Origin of the sequence: Bradyrhizobium manausense (assembly GCF_018131105.1) — a bacterium.
Taxonomy (GTDB): Bacteria; Pseudomonadota; Alphaproteobacteria; order Rhizobiales; family Xanthobacteraceae; genus Bradyrhizobium; species Bradyrhizobium manausense_B.
The window spans coordinates 12,274-27,738 of record NZ_JAFCJI010000002.1 but is presented as its reverse complement, the minus strand read 5'-3'; the positions used below and the strand labels follow the sequence as shown (position 1 = coordinate 27,738).

15 protein-coding genes are annotated in these 15,465 nt (G+C 63.6%); 11 read left to right on the top strand and 4 right to left on the bottom strand.

Annotated features, from left to right (window positions below; all coding sequences use genetic code 11):
* Positions 1 to 171 precede the first annotated feature (171 nt).
* Positions 172 to 942 carry a glucose-1-phosphate cytidylyltransferase gene (gene rfbF / locus JQ631_RS20450; RefSeq protein WP_212328695.1) on the top strand — a complete coding sequence of 257 codons (771 nt, stop codon included), beginning with the start codon at positions 172 to 174 and terminating at the stop codon, positions 940 to 942.
* Positions 939 to 2,006 carry a CDP-glucose 4,6-dehydratase gene (gene rfbG / locus JQ631_RS20445; RefSeq protein ID WP_212328694.1) on the top strand — a complete coding sequence of 356 codons (1,068 nt, stop codon included), beginning with the start codon at positions 939 to 941 and terminating at the stop codon, positions 2,004 to 2,006. Before rfbF ends, rfbG begins: the two co-directional genes overlap by 4 nt.
* Here the strand turns inward: rfbG and JQ631_RS20440 are convergent, their stop codons facing one another.
* Positions 2,007 to 2,894 carry an aminoglycoside phosphotransferase family protein gene (locus JQ631_RS20440; protein ID WP_212328693.1) on the bottom strand — a complete coding sequence of 296 codons (888 nt, stop codon included), beginning with the start codon at positions 2,892 to 2,894 and terminating at the stop codon, positions 2,007 to 2,009.
* Positions 2,884 to 3,837: a sulfotransferase family protein gene (locus tag JQ631_RS20435; RefSeq protein WP_212328692.1), complete on the bottom strand. Its 954-nt coding sequence runs from the start codon at positions 3,835 to 3,837 to the stop codon at positions 2,884 to 2,886. The genes JQ631_RS20440 and JQ631_RS20435 overlap by 11 nt, the downstream gene beginning before the upstream one ends.
* Before the next feature lie 177 nt (positions 3,838 to 4,014).
* On the opposite strand from JQ631_RS20435, the gene JQ631_RS20430 reads away from it, so the two are divergent.
* The 3 genes from JQ631_RS20430 to JQ631_RS20420 are packed head-to-tail and all read left to right on the top strand — an operon-like array spanning position 4,015 to position 6,651.
* Complete coding sequence (locus tag JQ631_RS20430; RefSeq protein WP_212328691.1) at positions 4,015 to 4,935, top strand: NAD-dependent epimerase/dehydratase family protein; 921 nt, start codon at positions 4,015 to 4,017, stop codon at positions 4,933 to 4,935.
* On the top strand, positions 4,910 to 5,731 hold the full coding sequence (locus JQ631_RS20425) for a transketolase (RefSeq protein WP_212328690.1): 822 nt from the start codon (positions 4,910 to 4,912) through the stop codon (positions 5,729 to 5,731). Before JQ631_RS20430 ends, JQ631_RS20425 begins: the two co-directional genes overlap by 26 nt.
* Positions 5,728 to 6,651 (top strand): transketolase family protein, encoded by a 924-nt coding sequence (locus tag JQ631_RS20420; RefSeq protein WP_212328689.1) that lies wholly within the window; start codon positions 5,728 to 5,730, stop codon positions 6,649 to 6,651. The genes JQ631_RS20425 and JQ631_RS20420 overlap by 4 nt, the downstream gene beginning before the upstream one ends.
* 12 nt (positions 6,652 to 6,663) lie before the next feature.
* Here the strand turns inward: JQ631_RS20420 and JQ631_RS20415 are convergent, their stop codons facing one another.
* Entirely contained in the window at positions 6,664 to 7,623 is a 960-nt protein-coding gene (locus tag JQ631_RS20415) for a glycosyltransferase family 2 protein (RefSeq protein WP_212328688.1), read from the bottom strand.
* A gap of 349 nt (positions 7,624 to 7,972) precedes the next feature.
* Here JQ631_RS20415 and JQ631_RS20410 point away from each other — a divergent pair, with 349 nt between their 5' ends.
* The 5 genes from JQ631_RS20410 (at position 7,973) to JQ631_RS20390 (ending at position 12,386) form a co-directional block, all read left to right on the top strand.
* Positions 7,973 to 8,725 carry an AAC(3) family N-acetyltransferase gene (locus tag JQ631_RS20410; RefSeq protein ID WP_212328687.1) on the top strand — a complete coding sequence of 251 codons (753 nt, stop codon included), beginning with the start codon at positions 7,973 to 7,975 and terminating at the stop codon, positions 8,723 to 8,725.
* 94 nt (positions 8,726 to 8,819) lie between these two features.
* Complete coding sequence (locus JQ631_RS20405) at positions 8,820 to 9,056, top strand: acyl carrier protein (RefSeq protein WP_212328686.1); 237 nt, start codon at positions 8,820 to 8,822, stop codon at positions 9,054 to 9,056.
* A 60-nt stretch (positions 9,057 to 9,116) separates the two neighbouring features.
* A complete protein-coding gene (locus tag JQ631_RS20400; RefSeq protein ID WP_212328685.1) occupies positions 9,117 to 10,982 on the top strand; it encodes an HAD-IIIC family phosphatase in 1,866 nt (621 codons plus the stop codon).
* 13 nt (positions 10,983 to 10,995) lie between these two features.
* Positions 10,996 to 11,937: a class I SAM-dependent methyltransferase gene (locus tag JQ631_RS20395; protein ID WP_212328684.1), complete on the top strand. Its 942-nt coding sequence runs from the start codon at positions 10,996 to 10,998 to the stop codon at positions 11,935 to 11,937.
* Entirely contained in the window at positions 11,937 to 12,386 is a 450-nt protein-coding gene (locus tag JQ631_RS20390) for a VOC family protein (RefSeq protein WP_212328683.1), read from the top strand. The genes JQ631_RS20395 and JQ631_RS20390 overlap by 1 nt, the downstream gene beginning before the upstream one ends.
* 12 nt (positions 12,387 to 12,398) lie before the next feature.
* Here JQ631_RS20390 and JQ631_RS20385 read toward each other — a convergent pair whose 3' ends face one another.
* Positions 12,399 to 13,730: a hypothetical protein gene (locus JQ631_RS20385; protein ID WP_212328682.1), complete on the bottom strand. Its 1,332-nt coding sequence runs from the start codon at positions 13,728 to 13,730 to the stop codon at positions 12,399 to 12,401.
* 86 nt (positions 13,731 to 13,816) lie between these two features.
* Here JQ631_RS20385 and JQ631_RS20380 point away from each other — a divergent pair, with 86 nt between their 5' ends.
* On the top strand, positions 13,817 to 15,463 hold the full coding sequence (locus tag JQ631_RS20380; protein WP_212328681.1) for an MATE family efflux transporter: 1,647 nt from the start codon (positions 13,817 to 13,819) through the stop codon (positions 15,461 to 15,463).
* The last annotated feature ends 2 nt before the right edge of the window (positions 15,464 to 15,465 follow it).

Here is a 15,465-nt window from a genome sequence, read left to right as displayed (position 1 = left end):
ATGTTGGCCTGCACATGTCGACACTGCCACGGAAGTGCATGCGTCGGAAATCGGCGGTCGGGCAGCCGGTGCTGCCTTCGGGTCGCTAGCGCGCCCCAATTGACGGCCTAAAATGCCTGCAGTAACCAGTGCCCAATCGGAAGTATTTTCCCGGATCTCGGCAGGGTTTCCATGAAAGTCGTCATTCTCGCCGGAGGCCTCGGCACCCGCATCGCCGAGGAAACCAGTACGCGGCCGAAGCCGATGGTGGAGATCGGCGGCCGGCCCATCCTCTGGCACATCATGAAAATCTACAGCCATTACGGCTTCAACGACTTCGTGATCTGCCTCGGCTACAAGGGCTACATGATCAAGGAGTACTTCGCGAATTACTTCCTGCACATGTCCGACGTGACGTTCCATCTCGCCGAGAACCGGATGGAAGTGCATCGCGAAACCGCCGAGCCCTGGCGGGTCACGCTGGTCGACACCGGCGAGGAGACCCAGACCGGCGGCCGGCTGAAGCGGGTGCTGCCTTATGTCGCGAACGAGCCTTTCTTCGCGCTGACCTATGGCGACGGCGTCGCCGACATCGATCTCGGCGCCGAGATTGCCTTCCACAAGGCGCATGGCCGCAGGGCCACGGTCTCGGTGGTGCGGCCCGCGAAGCGGTTCGGCGCGGTCGCGATCGAGGGCGACCGCGTCGTCAATTTCGAGGAGAAGCCGAACGACGACGGTGGTTGGATCAACGGCGGTTTCTTCCTGCTGTCGCCGTCGGTCGGAGAGTTGATCGCAGGCGACAAGACGATCTGGGAGCGCGAGCCGATGGAGCAACTCGTCCGCGGCGACGATCTGCGCGCCTTTGTGCATCCCGGCTTCTGGCATCCGATGGACTCGCTGCGCGACCGCAACTTCCTCGAAGGCGAGTGGGCGGGCAATCGCGCCAAATGGAGGGTCTGGTGACGGATCCGGCGTTCTGGCGCGGCAAGAAGGTTTTTCTGACCGGCCACACCGGCTTCAAGGGCGCATGGGCCTCGCTGCTGCTGCGCCGTCTCGGCGCCGACGTCTACGGCTATGCACTGGCGCCGACGCATCAATCCTCGCTGTTCGTGACGGCGCGGATCGCCGACGACATCAAGCAGCGCGTTGCTGACATCCGCGATCTCTCCGACTTGCGTGCCGCGATGGCGGAGGCTGCGCCCGATATCGTCATCCACATGGCCGCGCAGGCGCTGGTGCGTCCGTCCTATGAAGAGCCGGTCGAGACGTTTGCGACCAACGTGATGGGCACGGTGCATGTGCTGGAGGCAGCGCGGCAGCTGCGCTCGGTGCGGGTGATCCTGAATGTCACCAGCGACAAGTGCTATGAGAACAACGGAGCCGGCGCGGCCTTCCGCGAGGGGGATCGTCTCGGCGGCGATGATCCCTACAGCAACAGCAAGGCCTGCGCCGAGCTCGTGACGCATTCCTATCGCCACAGCTTCTTCAATGCCGAGGGCGCGGCACGCGTTGCGACGGCGCGCGCCGGCAACGTGTTCGGCGGTGGCGACTGGGCGCGCGATCGCCTCGTGCCCGACGCGATGCAGGCGTTTCTCGCCGGTGATGCCTTGCGTATCCGCAATCCCAATTCGGTGCGGCCCTGGCAGCACGCGCTCGATCCGGTGCTCGGCTATCTCACGCTGGTCGAGCGGCTGGCGGGCGACGAACGCTTCATCGGTGGCTGGAACTTCGGGCCTGATGCCGCCAGCGAGGTGTCGGTCGGCAAGGTGGTCGAGCATCTCATCGCGATGTGGGGTGAGGGCGCGCGCTGGACCGCGGATGCCGGTCCGCATCCGCATGAGGCTGCCTATCTCAGGCTCGACTGCACCAAGGCACGCAGCGAGCTCGGCTGGACCCCGCGGCTGGATCTGGCGCAGGGCCTGCGTCTGACCGTTGACTGGTACAAGGCGCTGCGCGAGGGCCGGAACCTGCGCACATTCTCGCGCGACCAACTCGATCAGGTCGTCGGCGCCGCGCACGCGGCGTGATCAGCGCAGCTCCAGAATCTCGGCGATGCGTGCCTGCGGCGAAACCGCATGCTTCAGATATGCGCCCGAGCAGACCGCCAAATATGATTTGAGCAGGACGACGAGCGCGAGGATCGCGCGCTCGATATCGGACAAAAGGCCGGTTTGCCCGAATGCCGCCGTTTGCAGGAACGGCCGGTTCTCCATGAAGGTCAGCCAGTAGAGATAGTCGTAGCCGGCAATGCCGAGGAAAGCATCTTCCCAGTCGATGACGCGCGGCACCGCGCCCTCGAGCATGATGTTCTTCGGTCCGAAATCACCGTGGCAGAGCGCTTGCGGGAGTTTTGGAAGGCTGTCCTCAAGCAGCGTGATGAGCCGGCGAAGTTCGGCCGCGCTTGCCTGCTCGAGCAGGTCGCGCTCCGACAGGATTTTTAGCGCGCGCGCCGCGGAGACGAGATATCGATCGAACGTCGGCAGATCGCCCGGGCGCCAATCTCCGAGCCGCTCATTGCATTCGTGCGCCATTGCGAGGGCATTTGCGGGCTTGATGGGCGAAGTCAGCGGGGTAAGCGCTGGCATGAGCAGGCAGAGCCGGCTCGTTCCGTCCGCGAGCGGGACCTCGAAACGGTCGAGCACGATCGTCGTGCCATAGAGCTGCGCGAGGATGTCGGCTTCCCTCGTCAGGCTGCCGCGCGCTTCTGCGTCAGGAAGATGGGTCTTCAGAAACCGTTTCTCGCCGGCAATCTCGGCATCGAAGCAGATGCCCAGCGTGCCGCCGAGCGCCGGCGTTACCGTGGCGTTTCGGCTGGATGATTGCAGGCGTTGCCGGAGCGCAGGCAGGATGCGCGCGCGTTCGGCAGCGATGTCGGGGCGCTCGTCGGTTTCGAAGAACGCGATCTTACCCAGCACGATAGAGCGGGCCCAGATAGTCGATCTGGTCGTAGCCGAAATGGCGGGCCAGCGCCGCCGTGCCCTGCGCGATCTGCTTGCGCTCGTCGTCCGAGAGCTCCTCGATGACGGCCTTGTTGTAGTCCTTGGTGCTCTTGAGCACCGTGCCCCATGGCGCGATGGAGTCCTTGATCTCGACTCCGTTCCAGCTCGGATAGAGCATGCTGTCGGCGAACGGCACGCCGATGAAGGCGGCGGCCTCGGTCATGAACTTGCGCTTGTCGTCGACGAGGTCCTCATAGCGGAAGATGCGCACGTTCTCGGGATACATCTTGGCGAACATCTCGACCGTCGAATGATAGATGTTCCAGGTGATCAGGTACTTGCTCAGCGGCTGCGGGAACGGGCGGCGCTTGGTGTCGCGATAGGCCGAGAACGGGTTGCGCACGATGTGCAGGATGCGGACGTTCGGGAAGTCGCGCACCATGCGGTCGGCGTCGATGCCGATGGCGGGCGAGTAGCCGACATGCACCATGCCGGGGCGCGGCTTGGCGTAGTAGTTCTCCCAGGCCGCGGAGGTCGAGCGGAAGAAGGCCTCGATGACCTTGCGGCGCGGGATCGGCGCCTCGCCGCACAGCCGGACGAATTCGGCGACGCGCTTCTTCTCGTCCAGCACACAATCGGCGTCGCGGAACTTGGAGCCGTTGCGCTTGCGCAGGAACGTCTTCAGTTCCTCGTCGATCATCTGCTCGTAGAGCTCGATCGCCGACAGCCCTTCCGGGAATTCGGGGTAGCGGTACTGGACCCGCTCGACGGACGCGAGGAAGTCGTTGAAGTTGCGATTTCCGAGCTGCGATTCGAAGGGATAGACGAGCAGGTCGGGGTGGCCGTCGAAGTGACGATGGGTGACGTTGCCGCCGTGCTCGAAGCCCGCGGAAACCATGGCCAGCCTGAAATCGCTCATGCATCTACCCCTGTGTCGTCGAACGCCAATTCTGGCCCCCGTTTAGCTGCATCAGCCGGATAATCAAGCTCAGATGGTGCTGAAGGGCCAGGTCCCCAGCTCCATCCCCGGGGATTCCCGGGTGATTCCCGAAGCGGGGCGTTGACGGGTCCGGGCCGCTGATTTACCCGGAACGCCATGCGTATTTTCGTGACCGGCGCGAGCGGTTTTCTGGGCTCCTATCTCGTTGCGGACCTTTTGGCGCAGGGGCACGAGGTGGCGGTCCTGCTCCGCCCCGACAGCGCTCCCTGGCGCCTTCAAGAGGCAGCGAGCCGCCTGAGGGTGATTCCGGGCGCCCTGGAGCATCTGGACGGCCTGCGCGGGCCTCTCGAAGCATTCGCGCCCGGGGCGGTTGTGCACATGGCCTGGCGCGGCGTTGCGGGCAGCGACCGCAACAGCCCTGTTCAGGCGGCCAATGTGGCCGATACGGTCGGGCTCGTTGAACTCGCCGCCGCGGCCGGCGCCAAAATCTTCGTCGGGGCGGGATCGCAGGCCGAATACGGCCCCTATGATCGCGCCATCCGCGAAGATGATGCTCCGCGGCCGACGACGCTCTACGGCATGGCCAAGCTCGCCGCCGGATCGATGGCGATGCGCCTTTGCGAAGAGCGGGGGCTTCGGTCGGCGTGGCTGCGGATCTTCTCGACCTACGGGCCGAAGGATGCGGACTATTGGTTGATCCCCAGCATGATCCGGAACCTGCGCTCCGGCCAGCATATGGCGCTGACCGCCTGCGAGCAGCGCTGGGGATTCTTGCACGCGCGCGATGCCGCGAGCGCGTTCCGGCTTGCCGCCACACACGCGGATGCAAGCGGCGTCTTCAACGTCGGCAGCCCCGAGGCGCCGCCGCTGCGCGAGACGGTGACGCGGCTGCGCGATCTCATAGATCCCGGCGCGGCGCTGGGCTTCGGCGAGTTGGCGTACCGTCCCGATCAGGTTATGGTCCTGGCCGCGGACGTTTCGCGCATGCTCGCACTGGGCTGGAAGCCCGAGGTGTCGTTGGACGATGGACTACGCGAAACGGTAAACTGGCATGACAATTCCCGTAAATCGTCCTGAACCAAAGGAGTTCGCGCGGCGCATTCGCGCGCACGCGCTGCGGATGGTGCATGCCGCAAAAGCCTCGCATATCGGCGGCTGCCTCTCGATGGCCGATATTCTGGCGGTGCTGTACACGCAGGTGTTGCGGCTCGATCCCGCTGATCCGCAGGCCGCAAGCCGTGACCGCTTCGTGCTCAGCAAGGGCCACGCAACGGCGATCATGTATGCGACGCTGGCCGAGTGCGGCTTCTTTTCCCTCGCCGCTCTCGACAGCTATTGCCGCGACGGCTCGATCCTGACCGGGCATGTCAGCCACGCCGTGCCCGGCGTCGAGGTCTCGACCGGTTCGCTCGGCCACGGCTTGCCGATCGCAATCGGCATGGCGCTGGCCGCGCGCTCCGCCGGCGCCGGCAGCCGCGTGTTCTGCCTGCTCAGCGACGGCGAATGCGACGAGGGCTCGAACTGGGAAGGCATCCTGTTCGCGCCCCACCACAAGCTCGATAATCTCTGCGTCATCGTCGACTTCAACAAGATCCAGAGTTTTGGCTCGGTCGCCGAGGTCTTGAACCTCGATCCGTTCGCGGAGAAGTGGAAGGCGTTCGGCTGGCATGTCGAGGAGATTGACGGCCATGACATTGGCGCCCTCGAGCGCGTACTGGCCGCCGTGCCGGCGCCGTCGGGCCGGCCGACCGTCGTGATCGCGCACACCGTGAAGGGCAAGGGCGTGAGCTTCATGGAGAACAAGCTCGAATGGCACTATCGTTCTCCTTCCGATGAGCTGCTCGCGCAGGCGCTGGCCGAGGTCGGCGCATGAGGACGACGTTCATCGAGAGCCTGTCGCAGGCGGCGAGCGAAAACCCCGACATCTGGCTGCTCTGCGGCGATCTCGGCTATTCCGTGCTGGAGCCGTTTGCGGCGAAATTTCCCGACCGCTTCATCAATGTCGGCGTCGCGGAGCAGAACATGGCGGGCATGGCCGCCGGCATCGCGCTGTCGGGCAAGACCGTCTTCATCTACTCGATCGGCAATTTCCCGACGCTGCGCTGCCTCGAGCAGCTCCGCAACGACGTCTGCTACCACGGTGCCGACGTCAAGGTCGTGGCGGTGGGCGCCGGCTATGCCTATGGCAGCCAGGGCTATACTCATCACGCGCTGGAGGATGCCGGTATCATGTCGATGCTGCCGGGCATCGAAGTGTTCGTGCCCTGCGACCCCATGGAAGTCCGCGCCGCAACGCGCCTGATCGCAGGAAGTGGCAAGCCGTCCTATCTGCGGCTCAGCCGGCAGGGCGAGCCGAATCTCGGCCCCGTCGTGACCGATTTGCGCAAGCCGCGGCTTCTGCGCGAAGGGCGGGACGTCGTCATCCTCGCCTCCGGCCCGATCGCCTCCCGCGCGCTGGAAGCGGCCGATGCGCTGGCTGCGCGCGGCCGGGACGTCGGCGTGGTCAGCGTCTCCTGCCTGAAGCCGCTCGACGAGGCCGTGATCCGCGAGGCGGTAAGCGACGCATCGCTCATCGTGACGCTCGAGGAGCACATCCTGCGCGGCGGTCTGTTCAGCCTGGTGGCGGGTGCATTCGCCGGCGATGCCGCTCGGCCGCCGGTCACGGGCATCGGCATTCCCGAGCAGGGCGGCAAAACCTCTAGCGCGGGATCGCGCGAGGCGCTCCTGGATGCCGCCGGCCTTTCCGTGCCGGCGGTCGTCGCGCGGATCGAGCAGGCATTGGCGAGGCGCTGATTTGGCTTCGTCTCACGCCTTCGGTGGCGGCGGGCCGAAATTGACGCGCTCACGCTCGAACACCACGGGCTTCTCGCGAACCTGTCCGTAGATCGCGAGCACATATTCGCCGATCATGCCCATGAAGAACAGCTGCACGCCGCCAAAGAAGAACATGGCGACGATCAGGGTGAGGATGCCCGGCTCGGCGAGCTTCTGGTAAAGCACCAGGCCGATGATGAAGTTGGCGATCGCGTAAGTGATGCTCACGGCCGAGATCAGAAAGCCCGCGAACAACCCGAAACGCACCGGCGCCGTGGTGAAGGACACCAGTCCGTTGAGGCCCTGGTCGATCAACGCACCGGCGCGGTTCTTCGAGAATCCTTTTTTTCGTTCGCGCCAGGTGTAGGGTACGCCGACCATGCGGCCGCCGCACTCGAACGTCATCATGCGCATGAACGGATAGGCGTCGCGGACGTGCCGCATCGCCTCGACGACGCGCCGGTCGACGAGCTGGAAGTCACCGACGCCTGGGGGCACCTTGAGTTCGGAGAACCGGGTCAGAATGCGGTAGTAGGCATTGCGCAGCCCACGCATCAAACGGCCTTCCTCCCGGACGGCGCGGATGCCGTAGACGATCTCGTTGCCGGCCTCCCACAGCTTGACGAATTGGGGCAGCAGGTCCGGCGGGTCCTGGAGGTCGGCCGGCATGAACAGGAGAACGGCGTCGCCGGTGCTCGCCATGACCCCGTTGTAGGTATTGCGCAGCGGCCCGAAATTGCGCGCATTGACGATGACCTTGACCGCGGGGTCCTGCGCGGCGATCTCGCGCAGGATCTCCACGGTGCGGTCGTCAGAGGCGTTGTCACAAAAGATGTGCTCGCGCTGATAGCCCTTGAGCTCGTTGTCGAAGACCTGCCGGATCGCCTCGTAGCAATCCCGCACGTTCAGCTCTTCGTTATAGCAGGGCGTGATAACGCTGATTGTCTTCACAATCGTCTTCCTCGACGAACGGCAGGCTATGGGCCGGATGGCGAACGTTGCTACAGCAACGCCAGTTGCGAATCAAACCGGCCGTGGTCCCGGTTGCAAATCTGCCCGGAAGCCGCCGCTTGTGATAATAATCCGAAATTCAAGGATCCGGTCGACATCGCAGGGGCGGCCTGATAGCTGACGACCTGCACCAGGGTTTACGCTGCTCAAGATGTCAGCCTCAGTTCGCCAACTCGTAATTTCCAGCCTGCGGCGCGTATTGGGCCGACAGGACCTGCGGTCTTACGTCCGGCTTCGCAGGCTCTCCCTCGAGAAGAGGTTTTTCAAGGAGCCCATTTCGGTTCCAGAATTGCGGTCGGCCTTTGAGAGGCTGGGTATCAAGGCGGGCGCCACCGTGTGGGTGCAGTCTTCCTGGAACGAATTCTACAATTTTCCCGGCAAGCCGTCGTCGGTGATCGATTTGCTGCTCGAACTGATCGGTCCTGACGGCACGCTGGTGATGTCCGCGATTCCCCTCGTCGTCGACGATCGCAGGATTCTGGAAATCCACAGGGAACCCGTGTCCACGGGCCTTATCGCCGAGACATTCAGGCGCTATCGCGGCGTCAAGCGCAGCATTCACAACTCGTCCTCCGTCATTGCGTTGGGGCCGCAGGCGGAGTTTCTCGTCAGGGATCACCAGACCACGGAAACGCCGTGGGATCCGGAATCCCCCTATCAGAGGCTGATGGAGCTCGACGCCGTCTGTGTCGGGCTGGGGGTCGGAAGATTTCTGGCGACCTTGACGCCGCTGCACGCCGTCGAGAGCATCCTTCGTCACGAGAGGTCGGATTTCGCAGCGGTTTTTCACGGCACGACCACGTATCGCTGGCGCACCCGCGACGGCCAGGAAGGGACGCACACCTATCTCAACCGAAACGGCGCGTTCGATGCGGCATGGCTCGGCGGCCATTATCCCCGCGACCAGTACATCGAATTTCGCCTGTCGAACTTGTGGATGTGGTCGATTCCGGCGCGCGACGCGATCATGACCGGTGTTTCCCTCGGCCGGCGTGGTATCAGCATGTACCGCTTGCCTTTGCACAGGCGCTTTCTTGCGTGATGCTATTGCGTTGAAATCAAAGAAGAAAACTCCGGTTGAAGCGGTGCGGATCGGAGTATATGAAGGCGTTTCTCGACCTCGAAGGGCTTGATCAGTGGATAAGCAGGCAGACGTCATTGGCCGATTGCAGGCAATTTTCCGGGAGGAACTCGATCTCCCGAATTTGCAGATTTCGCCGCAGTCCACCCCTGACGACGTGGATGGATGGGATAGCCTTGCGACAATTCGCATTGTCGCCGCGGTTGAAAGAGAGTTCGATCGCGAGTTCGAGGCTGCGCAGATCGAGAACATTCGCTCGGTGGGCGATTTGATCTCGATGATCGCCGCGTGACGTTGGCCAGTTCTTCTCAGTACGAGCGAGCCTGCCGTGATCAAGCCGATGATGAGGTGGTTGCCACAGCCCACGGCAGGTGACATCGAGCGAACCCGCAACCTCAGCGGAAGCGGTGTCGCCGATCTGGTTCGCCTGGCGCAGTACGAATGGGATGCAGGCGGCTTGCGGCGGCTCGCAATCGGCCTCTCCGCAGTTCAGGACTCGACGGGACAGAGCGGCCTGCAAGCCGTCCGCGTTCTGTTGCTCTCGAATTCGACCGCGCGGCACCTAAAAGAGACGTTGATCGGCACTGGGCTCCGGCATGGTCTGCGTGTCGATGTCATGATCTCCGAATACGAAGATCCTGAGGTTTTGCTGGGGCGCGATGGTGACGGCATCGCCGCGTTCGGCCCCGATATCGTCGTTCTCGCAATGGACGTGCATGCTTTCGGCCTGCGGCCGGCGCCCGGGAATCCCGAGGCCGCCACGGCAATCGCGGACCGGGCGCTCGAGCGCCTGCGTGCCATCCGCGAGCGCATTGGTTCGTCGCTCAAGAAGCCAGTGGTCTTCCAGACTTTGACGCCGGATCCCGCGCACGTCAGGCTCCATGTCGACCGGCTGATACCGGGCTCGCACGTCGACCTCGTCGGCCGCGTGAATGCCGGACTGTCCGAGTTCGTGAGATCCAGCGGTGATCTCTTGCTGGACGTTGCAATGCTGTCCGAAAGGACCGGCCAGGACAATTGGCACTCCGCGCGGCACTGGGCACTGGCCAAGTATCCGTTCGCGCCGGAGAATGCGCCGCTCTATGCGGAGCACCTGGTCAGGTTGGTCGCGCTGAAATTCGGCAAGTCGCGCCGGGTTCTCGTGCTCGACCTCGACAACACCATGTGGGGCGGGATCGTCGGCGACGACGGCAAGGAGAATCTGCTGCTCGGCCCCGGCAGTCCGATTGGGGAGGCCCACTGCGCGCTCCAGGCCATGGCGAAGGAATTGCGCGACCGCGGCATCGTGCTCTGCGTGTCTTCCAAGAACGAGGAGAGCGTCGCTCTGGATGCATTTCGCACGCATCCGGAGATGGTGCTGGTCGAGGAGGACATCGCCGTCTTCCAGATCAACTGGACCGACAAGGCTGCCAATCTGCAGGCGCTGTCCGAGATTCTCAGCCTTGGTCTCGATAGCTTTGTCTTCCTGGACGACAATCCCGCGGAACGCGCCCAAGTCCGCTTTGCCCTGCCTCAGGTCGCGGTGCCCGAAGTGCCCAAGGATGTGACGGAGTGGATCCCGGTGTTCCAGTCCGCGTGCTACTTCGAGGCTACGGGATTTACGGCCGAGGATCGTGACCGGGCGGCATATTATCGGGCCGATGCCCGGCGCACCGCCCAACTGAAGTCGTTCGCGCGGCAGGAGGACTATCTCCAGTCGCTCGACATGGAATTGCAGGTCAACCCGTTTGATGCGATCGGACGCAAGCGGATCGCGCAATTGATCTCGAAGTCGAACCAGTTCAACCTGACCACCCGGCGCTATTCGGAAGTCGATGTAGCGACGGCCGAGGCCGATCCACGCCGTATCACCATGCAGATGCGGCTCAGCGACACGTTCGGTGACAACGGCATGATTGGCGTCGTGATCGCGGATGTCGGCACCGATGCAATCGAGATCGATACCTGGCTGATGTCGTGCCGCGTCCTTGGTCGCGGCGTTCCCGAGGCGACATTGGATTTGCTGGTTGCTCGCGCGCGGGAGCTGGGCAAGGGCTTCGTGCGCGGCGTCTACGTCCCGACCAAGAAGAACATGATGGTCGCGGATCACTACCGCAATCTCGGATTCGAATTGACCGGCGAACGTCCCGGCGGCGAGACTGCCTGGGAGCTCTCCGTGAACGCTTATCAGGACAAGAAGCCGCCCATCCGCATTCGCGATGCCGTCGGCGCGCTTTGAGGGGAGACAGACTTTGAGCACGGCATCAAGCCAGATCGATGAACAGCGTTTTCCGCAGCTCGCGGCGCTGATGCGGACTCAGTACGAGCGGACGCCGGCGCATCGCGCCTACCTCGAGACGCGATTCTCGCGTGCGTCGGCAGACGACTTCACGACGCTGGAGGAGTTGGCCAGCCAGATCCGCCAGATTGCAGGTCCGCGCCTCGGCGAGATCTGCGACGGCTACGATTTCATCTGCAAGATCGTCCGCGAAGAAGAGATATTCTTCCGGCGCAACGGGCGATACCGGCTCCAGACCTTCGAGGAAGCCAATCGCCTCGTCTATAGCGATACCGAATATATGGGCCGCTACATGGATGGCCTGCTGCTGACCCAGATCTACTGGTCGAACCACACGGCCTGCTATCAGTTCTATCGCAACGTGTTCCTGAAGCAGGCACCTGCCAATTACGACTATCTCGAGATCGGCCCGGGGCACGGATTGCTGCTCTATCAGGCTCTCAAGGACGAGAGGTCGGGCAGCGTAAAGGGCTGGGACGTCAGCAAGGCGAGCATCGGGCAGACCTGGGATGCGCTGACGGTCATGGGCATGTCGGTCAAGAAGCCCGAGCTGGTGCTGCAGGATCTGTACGCGGTGCCCGACGATAGCGCGAAGTTCGACTGCCTGACCTTCTCCGAGGTTCTCGAGCATCTGGAGGACCCGAAGGGGGCGCTGGTCAAGCTGCGGTCGCTGCTCAAGCCGAGCGGCCGGCTGTTCGTCAACGTTCCGATCAACAGCCCCGCGCCGGATCACCTCTATCTGCTGCGTTCGCCGGAAGAGGCGGTCGACGCGGTCCGCGCAGCCTGCTTCGAGATCGAGCGCGCGGAATTCTTCCCGATGACCAACCACACGATGGAACAGGCGCGGAAGCACAAGCTCACGATTTCCGCCTGCATCATCGCAAGACCGAACTGATGTCGTCTTCCGCGCGTCCCGAGCTGACCTTCGACCATGTCGGCCTGGTCGTGCGGGACCTGACGTCCGGGTTCGCCAATGTCTGTTCGCTGCTGCCGATCGTTTCGGCCACGCGGGTCTATGACGATCCCGTGCTCGGCGTCTCCGTACAGTTCCTGCGTGACGCGGGCGGCGTGATCTTCGAACTCATCGCGCCGTTCGGGGACAATTCTCCGGTTGCAAAGATCGCGGCGTCGGGCAGGGGCGTGATCAATCAGGTCGCCTACCGGGTGACGAATCTGGCAGCCGCCGCGGACTATTTCCGCGCACGCGGTGCGACACCGACGGGCGCGGCGAAGCCGGCAATCGCCTTCGACGGCGCTCCGGTGCAGTTCTTTCTCACCCGGGAGTTCGTCGTCGTCGAATTGATCGAGAGCGAAGGGACCTCGCGCGAATTCGTGCCGGTCTGAAGGCGCCCCCGCTCAGTCGGAGCCGCGAAGGCCGTTGCGGGCCGCCTCGAATGCGCGCTGCACGCAGGACAATATCGCTGGGCCGATCTGGCCGGCGTCGAAATGGCCGGCAAATCCGAACAGGGATTGAAAGCCCTCGACCTCATATCCGCCTTCGGGGACCTGTGTCCCCGTCGGGAGATACCCGCACAGCGATCCCAGATATCCGGAGTAAAGACGGATGCATCCCGCTGGCTTGGGCATGGCTTCCCCGATCTCGGTCTCCCATTCGACCGACGGTTCTGCCGATATGGCGACGATCTCGAGTGCGTCGTCGAAGCCGAGAACCTGCACGCAGAGGGGCTTCGGCGGCGCCGCGCCGTTGAAAAAAGCGCTCAAGGGGACACTGGCCGAGCCGATCCGCAACTGCTGTGGGCTGAATTTTCTTGTCGCGGGTCGCTGCGTGATCCCATCCACGTCGCTCGCAAGGCTATCGCTCCAGCGGCGCCAGTCGTCGACCGACAAGGAAGGAAACAGATTCCCGAAGAACACGATTCGCACCAATCGCTGGAAGCGCTCGCGAAGCGGGACGGGCCGCGGCGCCGGCACGATGTGCGGCCTGATATTGCCGCAGAACCCGGTCAGGAACAGGCAGGGAATTGCGCCGAGCCTCTGACGAAGCCGTTCGCGAACCTTTCCGGGAAAGTCGGCGCTGATCGCATCGGTCGGGATGACGGCGGTCGGATGACAGGTGTAGTGCCAGAGCACTGCGATGGGCTGATTGTCGAGGATGTCCCGCACGAACAGCACTGTCGCGAGTTCGTTCTTCGGTCCCTTCGGGTTCGGCGAGAAGGCGATGCTGGTCAGGTTGAAGCCGTGCATCCTGCCGATCGTCGGAAACGGCCAGTAGCGCCGGCGGTTGATCGCGTGCCGAAGCTGGCCCTCGAAAATTTCGAAGACGACTTCTCTGGGGGCCTGCGCCTGGACTTCTCCGACGAGGTCGTCGACGGCCCCGCCAAGCTGTGCCACATATTGCTCGTCCGGAATGCCGAGCGCCGCGCAGGCCTTGTCGGTCGCGGGCGCGCCGTGCGTGTGGGTCGCCTGCAAGACGATCTCGTCACGGCCGAAGCCCCGCTTTTCGAGCTTGCCGACGATGAGATCCTGAAGCTCCGAGCCGACCTGCAGCAGGTCGAAGGAAAGAAGGAGGATTCGCCGGCCAGGGCCCTCGAACAAGACCGCCCCGACTTCGATGGGGTCGAGAATGTCGGCGCAGGGGGCCGTTCTGGATGGATAGCCCGCAAGCCGGACAGGGCGGTCGCGCGGCGTAATGTCCCGGTGGCCCGCTCGCGCAACGATCTTCGACAACGTTCAGCCCTCAGTGCTTCGGATGGAGCGGATGTCACTACCCAATTCCACAATGTTCGTCCAAGTCGGAACCGGCATCTCGTCGCTTGTGCGCGGACGAGCGGAATACTAAGGCTTACCCGGCGATGGAACAGCGGCATATTCGGAGCGGGACAGTGAGGCCAGATGTGCCATTTCCAGCAGATCGAGCCCACTGGCGCGTGCGCAGCGTGACGGAAGCCGGTCCAAGCCGTGTTCGTCGTATCCTCGGCGGATGGTCTGCGAACTCGATGATCGTTCTGCTGGCGCTCACGCAGCAGATCGTTCTCATTCCGTTCTTTCTGAAATATCTGGGGCATGAAACGCTCTCGGCGTGGCTCACGATCTTTGCGGCCGGTAGTCTGTTGCAGGCTGCCGATCCCGGCCTCCATGCGTGGAGCCTCAACCGCTTTCTGTCGTTCAAGTCGCGAGACGACGCGGATCGTCGTACGCGCCGCTACTTCGCCGGCGTGCTTTCGCTTTTCATCGGTGTCGTCGCCGGCCTGATCGCCATCATCGGCATCCTGCTGATGCTGGTGAATCCCGCCGGCGTCCTCGGGTTTCGCAACGAGCCCGGCTTCGATCTGACCTTCGCAATCGTGACGCTCGGCCTCGCCGTCACGCTGCCGGTGAACCTCGCCAGTTCGCTGTTCCGGGCCCGCGGTCTGTATGGCCGCGTCGTCGCCGTGCAAGCGTGGGGAACGGGGCTCGGCCAAGTCGCGCAGGTGATCGCGGTCTTCCTGACAGGCAACTTGCTGGTCGTGGCGTTGGTGTTCGTCGCAGGGCAGGTCGGCGTTTCGGCGTTCATTCTCCTTTCCGATCTGAAACGGCAATTTCCGTTTCTCAGCGGTCGGCCGCGACGAGTCTCCTGGAGCTGGACAAAGGCTCAGTTCGCCGGCGCATTTCCGTTCGGCGTCATGAATTTTGCCGAAGTCGGGATGTCGTACCTTTCGGTGCTTCTGGTCGGAGCCCTCGTCTCCGACCGGGCGGCGATCGCCCAATGGGTTCTGACGAGAACCGTCGCGAATTTCCTGCGCGGGCTTTGCTACCAATTCTCGCTGCCGATCGCGGCGGAGCTCGGCCACGACCATGCCGTGGGCGCGCGGGACAGCCTGCGGGCCCTGTATGCGAGAGGGCTGTTCATCGTGACCTTCACGGTCAGCCTGATCACGGGCGGCCTGCTGTCGTTCTGGCGCGAGTTCTTCGAGATATGGACCGCGGGCGCCATCCCGTATGACGCGACGCTGGCGATCGTGCTGATCGGCGGCACATGTCTCGTCACGCCGGCAACATTCGCCATGAGCTACGCAAGCTATAGCGACAGGGGGACGCTCCTGCTGTGGACCAAGTCGCTCCAGATTGCGATCTTCTTCGGCCTCGCCGCGTTCCTGATTCCAGCGCTTGGCCCGCTGGGAGCCGCGATCAGTCTCACCTCCGGAGACACCCTGGCGCAGCTCGGCGTCCTGTTCTCGCTCCTGCTAGTGCAGACGCTACAGCATCCGATTCGACACGCCGTGCTTCTGTTCGGAATGATGCTGGCCGTTGTCGCGACCGGACTGGCGATGGGGATGTTGGCGCGATACGTGGTGCCCGGAACCGGATTCATCGATCTGGTCCTGCAATGCAGTGTCTGGGTTACGGGGATGGGATTGATCATCTCGCCGTTGGCGAGAACCTCCATACGAAGCAAGCTCATCGCGAGCATTCCGCACTGACG